Annotated in this window: 5 protein-coding genes; all 5 read right to left on the bottom strand. The window is 71.8% G+C overall.

What is annotated here, in order from left to right; genetic code table 11:
* Nucleotides 1-3058 precede the first annotated feature (3058 nt).
* A complete protein-coding gene (locus KKR89_RS18055) occupies nucleotides 3059-3571 on the bottom strand; it encodes a Jag family protein (RefSeq protein WP_208197260.1) in 513 nt (170 codons plus the stop codon).
* A 64-nt stretch (nucleotides 3572-3635) separates the two neighbouring features.
* On the bottom strand, nucleotides 3636-4805 hold the full coding sequence (yidC, locus tag KKR89_RS18060) for a membrane protein insertase YidC (protein ID WP_208196680.1): 1170 nt from the start codon (nucleotides 4803-4805) through the stop codon (nucleotides 3636-3638).
* Between the two features lie 22 nt (nucleotides 4806-4827).
* Nucleotides 4828-5124: a membrane protein insertion efficiency factor YidD gene (gene yidD, locus KKR89_RS18065; RefSeq protein WP_208196681.1), complete on the bottom strand. Its 297-nt coding sequence runs from the start codon at nucleotides 5122-5124 to the stop codon at nucleotides 4828-4830.
* Nucleotides 5125-5132: 8 nt separating this feature from the next.
* A complete protein-coding gene (rnpA, locus tag KKR89_RS18070) occupies nucleotides 5133-5492 on the bottom strand; it encodes a ribonuclease P protein component (RefSeq protein WP_208196682.1) in 360 nt (119 codons plus the stop codon).
* Nucleotides 5493-5503: 11 nt separating this feature from the next.
* On the bottom strand, nucleotides 5504-5641 hold the full coding sequence (gene rpmH / locus KKR89_RS18075; RefSeq protein WP_191783193.1) for a 50S ribosomal protein L34: 138 nt from the start codon (nucleotides 5639-5641) through the stop codon (nucleotides 5504-5506).
* Nucleotides 5642-6000 lie beyond the last annotated feature (359 nt).

The following is a 6000-nucleotide window of genomic DNA, read 5'->3' on the forward strand; positions in this document are numbered from 1 at the left end:
CCCCCGTCACTGGGGGCGATGAGGTGCCCGGATCCCGTCCTCTACCCAGGGCCATCTCGTCCGCGTCACCTCGTGATGTCACACGGCGGTGCGGGGGCCCGTGTTCCACGTGAAACCGGAACGCAGCGCCGTTGTCCCTCTGCCGTGTCGCTGTATGGACGACCCGGTGATGTGGGTAGAGGGCACCCCGGCCCGGCGCGGTGTCCAGGGACGTTTCCCGTTCGTTGAAGGCCGCCTTCGCGGCTTCCCACGCGCGCCTCTCGACGGGCAACGCGATTCGTACCGCCCGTTTCACGTGGAACGCTCCCTGCCGGCACGTGAGCGTTCGTTGAGGAGAGACCGTCGAGAGCCGGACGTGGCCGCCCTTCCGATGATCGACGATCCCGTGGTTGCCGACACCGTCGTGCGGAGGGGATACGAGCGAAGGACCCAGCGAGCACAGCTAAGGACCGAAGATCCCGGGACGCGTCACCAACTGCCAGGTGCGCCGCGGTCCTCCATCGCTACGGTCCCCCACCCCTTCCCCAGACACGCCACTGCCCGGCGGGCGTCGGCCAGCCTGGCGCTGACCCTCACGCGACCACCGAACCCCCGCCAGACCCGGCGCCGCGGCACCATCGCGGAGCCGGTCCGGCGCCCACGGACGAGGATGTCGAGCGACGAGTCAGGCCGCCGCCCGGAACGGGACGAGGTCATGGGGCCCACGGGTCGGGTGCCAGCGCCGTACTCGCGCGCCCGCCCTGCCCGAGCGCGCCACGCGCGCGGCAATGCCCCGTCCAGGGTTCGCCAGGTCGCGCCCCCGGGCGGGCCGTCGGCGCACGTAGCTGCGCGCGCACGCCGCCCGGCGGTCCGCGCAGCTCGAACGGTGAACGCGCCACCTCGGCGGGGAGGCCCGCGCCCGCTGCCGGACGTCGCTCGCGGGACGTCGCGGTGCCCCGATCCCCACCTGGTCCTCCCGTGCGGAGCTCCGACAGCGCGCAGAGCCGGCCGACGCCGTTGTGCCGACGTGCTCGTCCTGCACACTCGCGACCCGCCCGGCGCGCCCGATGGGTCGGTCGCGGCCCGGGCGCGCTCGACGTCGCCAGGCTCGCATCCATGCCCGCGCCGCGCGCACCGCCCTCGAGAGTGAAGAAGGCGACTGCCCCGGCGCGCGACAGCGCGGTGAAGGTGAGACGGCATCCAGGGTGGCGCACGACGCTCGAGAGGTCGGCGCCGGTTCCTCCAGGCGCGACGGCGACCGACCGGCACTACAGCCATCCACGGCGCGGCGGCGGCCGACCGGCACCACCGCCATCCACGGCGCGAACGAGTTCGACGGCCGGGCAGTCGCGGGCCACCAGCGGAACCTGGCGACGTCGCAGCTTTGCCCTCGCAGCAGTGGCGAGGCGGTCCGGTGCCACGGACCGAGAACCCGCGTGGCGGCGCTCCCGCTGGCGCCACCACCGTGGATCGACGCCCATCGCGCCGACTGCCCAGGTCACGAGCCTGCTCCGCGATGGTCGCGACTCGGCGGGTTGCTGGCCTCTGTCGGCGAGACGACCATGCCTGCGGCCGACGGAACGGCGCTACAGGACCATCCCTGGCGACGGCAGATCGCGCGGGGGTGACGGGTCAGGTGTCGTTGTCCGCCTCCACGCGAGGGCCGTGCTCGTCGGCGGCGCGCCTCTGGATCGAACCTTCGGGTACCTCCGGGCTCGCCGTCCGGCGCGAAGGCCGGCCTCCGCGACGCGGGACTCGGCGACGCGAGACTCGGAGGGCCGCTGGGCGTGGTCCCCCGTGCATCGGTATGCACGAGCACCATCCAGGCGTCCGCCTTGAGATTGCCGGGGCATACGACATATCCGATAAGCCCACGGGCCAGCCCATGAACGCGCCGGTCACGCCGCCTCGGGATCGTCAGGGCGCACGGCGGACACGGCACACGGAGAGCGTTCCCCGTGTCCGACGACCCCGACCGCTCGGCCTCATCGTCGTCGGCACCGGCGGTCGGCGGCGTGACCCGGCGTAGCCCGGCAGGTGGTCCAGCTCAGCGCACCACCGGTGCACGCCCGGCATGGACACTCCACCCACGCGGTCGCACTTCACCTCGGCAGTCACCACCTCACGGCGGGCTGGCACGACCCGAGGCCGGGCGCACGCGGCGCAGCACTTCGGGACCGAGCGCCCGGCAACCTGGGCGCGCGCTGTTGCGGCGGAGGACCACGGGACCCCCTGCCACGCGCGGAGGCACCGCTGCACCCGGTGCGCGCGGACCTCGAAGAAGCGGCCCCACAGGTGGGCGCGAGGGCCCATGACTCGCTAGCCTCTTCCTCATGCGTCCCGGAACGTCGGGACCGGCTCTGCTGAGTGAGTTCAGGGGGCCGACCGACCCGGTGCCGGTCGACGGCTGGCGTGCTCCTCTCGCCACTCAGGTGCCGGGATCACGGGAGCGCGGACATGTCGTGTGGTCATCCGGTGCCTGTGAATCCGTGCCGGCGGGGACGACCCGGTGCGGCGGTCGGGAGACAGCGCCACGGGCACGCTCATCATCAGATGGACCGGCCACCCCGCCCTACTGCCGAGCACGGCTCCGCACGCGCGCGGGTCGGCCGCGTCCAGTCGGCTTTCGTCTTCGCTCGAGCTGGACCGTACCGAACGATGCAGAGGCGCGAGGAGGACGGCCCCGCTCCAGGGCGGCAGCACCGGCAGGGCGGATGCTCCTCGCCCTGCGGATGGCAGCACGTTCCACGTGAGATCGCGGTACGACTCCCCCTTCCCCATCACCGGGAGAGACATGCGGGCGCGTCCCGCCCTTGTTTCACGTGGAACAGCGTGGCTGCTGCAGGGCCGCCCCGAACTCGATCCCTGCGCCCACGACCACCTCCTGCGGTGCTCCGCGCGGCTTATGCCGGCACCACGCCGTACTTCCGTCCCCGAACCGGACCAGCGCCGCGACTCGCCCACCCGTCGTGCCGCGAGGCGCCGTTCCACGTGAAACACGCGGCGACGTCAGGACCAGGCAAGGCAGAAGGGCGGGTGCCCGAGGCCACCCGCCCTTATGCCCTGCTGTCCGCTCAGATCACGCGGTCCGGATCACCACGCGCCGCTCGGGCTCGACACCGTCGGAGTCGCTCACCAGGCCCGCCTCGGCGACCGCATCGTGCACGACCTTGCGCTCGAACGGGTTCATGGGCGCCAGAGTCACGGGCTCGCCGCCGCTACGCACGCGCTCGATCGCCTCGGCCGCGATCCCGATGAGCTCCTTGCGGCGCGCAGCGCGAAAACCGGCCACGTCCAGCATCAGCCGGCTCCGTTCCCCCGTCTTGGTCTGGACGGCCAGGCGCGTGAGCTCCTGCAACGCATCCAGCACCTGCCCGTCCGGGCCGACGAGGCGCCGGAGGGAGTCGTCGCCGACCTCCTCTGCCACGATCTCGACCGCGGCCCGCCCGTGGTCGACGTCGATGTCGATGTCGCCGTCCAGGTCGGCGATGTCGAGGAACTCCTCGAGGTAGTCGGCTGCGATCTCGCCCTCCTCCTCGAGGCGTGTCACGAGTTCACCATCTGCAGCCGTGCTCGGCTCGGAACTGGCCATCTCATCTCCGTTCAGCGAAGTCGCACCCGCGCCGCCCGACGTCGGACGGGCGCGGACGTGGTGGTCAGGGTGCTGCGGGACCATCGGTCGGCGTCGACGAGGTCCCCTTGCGCTTCTTCTTCGCCCGGGCCGCGGGTCCCGTCGTCGTCGTCGGTGCGTCCGTCACGGCGTCGGCCACCGGTGCGTCCGCAACCGGCGCGTCCACAACCGGCGCGTCCACAACCGGCGCGTCCTCGACGGGTGCGGACGCTGCCAGGGGCTCCGAGCCGGTCGGGCGCGGCTTGTTCCGGTCCTTGCGCTTGGGCTGCTGCCGCTGCCCGCGCGGCTTCTCCTCGATGACCGCGGTGGTGCCGGTCTCCTCGACCAGCTGCCCCCGCGCGGCGGCCTTGCGCGCCTGCCGAGCCTTGTACGCCTTCTCGGCCTCCGAGCCCGGCGCCGGCATCCGGCGGATCGTGTAGAACTGCTGGCCCATCGACCACACGTTCGTCGTGGTCCAGTACAGCAGCACGCCGATCGGGAAGTTGACGCCCGAGAACGCGAAGATCAGCGGAAGCATGTAGAGCAGGATCTTCTGCTGCTGCGCCATGGGGCCCTGCAGCGCGGCGGGCGGCATGTTCTTCATGGTCAGCTGACGCTGCGTGGTGAACGTCGTCACCGACATCGCGACGATGAGGATGACCGTGACGATCTGGATGTGGACGTTGCCGTCGGCCTTGAGGAACGTGCCCGACAGCGGCGCGCCCCAGATCGTCGCCGCCTCGGCCTGAGCTGCGAGCTCCCTGGTCATGGGCCCGATCGCATCGGCGCGGTCGTAGGTCCCGGCGGCCAGACGCGGCAGCTCGAACAGCACGCGGAACAGGGCGAAGAAGATCGGGGACTGCAGCAGGATCGGCAGGCACGACGCGAACGGGTTGGTGCCGTGCTTCTTGTACAGCTCCATCATCTCGCGACTCATGGCCTCGCGGGACGCGGGGTCGCTCTTGCCCTTGTACTTCTTCTGCAGCGCCTGCATCTCGGGCTGCACCAGCTGCATGCCGCGCGAGGCCTTGATCTGCTTGAAGAAGAGGGGGATCAGCAGGATCCGCATCACGATGACGAGCCCGACGATCGACAGGCCCCAGGCGGCGCCGCTGGTCGGGTCGAGACCGATCCACGTGAACAGCTCGTGGAACCTGACCATGATCCAGGCGACCACGACCATCAGTGGGAACAGCAGGCCGTCCATCCAGTCCATGAAGCGGTGCTCCTCGCGAGCGTCAGTGCGCGACCGTGGTCGCGTCGTGAGAGTGGTGCGCGTCGCGCACCGGTGGAACGTCGTCGACGCCACCGGGGTTCCAGGGGTGGCAGCGCGCCACCCGGCGGGCGGCGAGCCAGCCGCCGCGCAGCGCACCGTGGCGTCGCACCGCGATCACCGCGTACTGGGAGCACGACGGGTAGAAACGGCAGGTCGGGGGCGTCAGCGGCGATACCACGCGCTGGTACACCCACAGCAGCCCGAGAAGCAGGGACGTCGGTGCGCGCCGCACCCCCGCCCACACCTTCGTCCACGTCATGGCCGTACCTAGCCGTCGAGCCGTCGCGTGAGGCGCCGTCCCGCTGTGGCGACGGCGCCGTCGAGGTCCCTGCCGAGGTCGGCGGAGGACGCCGACGCGGCCGGGGGCTGCGCGCGGACCACCAGGAGCGAACCCGTCGGAAGGCCGTCGAGGCGTGCTGCCACGAGGGCGCGCAGACGGCGCTTCACGCGGTTGCGCGTCACGGCGTTGCCGATCGCTCGGGACACGACGAGACCGACCGCCGGCGGGCCGGGGTCGGTCGTGGTCGTGAGGTGCACGACGAGGGTGTCTCGGCCCCCACGCGCGCCCCGGCGCACCGTCTGCTGGAAGTCGGCAGATCGGCGCATCCGGTGCGCTGCGGGGAGCACCGGGACGAGCGTCAGGCCGAGAGCTCGGTGCGCCCCTTGCGGCGACGAGCCGCGAGGATGGCGCGACCGGCACGCGTGCGCATGCGCAGGCGGAAGCCATGGGTCTTGGCCCGGCGCCGGTTGTTCGGCTGGAAGGTGCGCTTGGTCACGACGTTCTCCACACGTTTGTCGTAGCGATCGCACGCAGTCGCGCGACCAGGTCCTGGTGCCGGGTTCGACCGCTCCAGGAACGCACGCGGTGAGGCGTGCGACGGCGTCAGGGCGCGCCGGACGGAGCCGTTGAAAGGCTGGACCACGCTACGCTCCCGCCCTCGACGGGGTCAAATGCACGGAGCGTTGTCGTGGTGGCCCGGCGTCGCAGGGGGCGTCACCGACGCTCTACCGTAGGTCATGGAGCCGGGGCTTCAACTGCGTCGGCGTGTCGCGGCTCTCACCCGCTCGCGCGCTTACGCAGCCTCGGCGGGGGCCGTTAGCATCAGTTCGGTCGCGCGACGTCGACCGGCCGTCG

The organism is Cellulomonas dongxiuzhuiae (genome assembly GCF_018623035.1).
In the GTDB taxonomy this organism is placed as follows: Bacteria; Actinomycetota; Actinomycetes; order Actinomycetales; family Cellulomonadaceae; genus Cellulomonas; species Cellulomonas dongxiuzhuiae.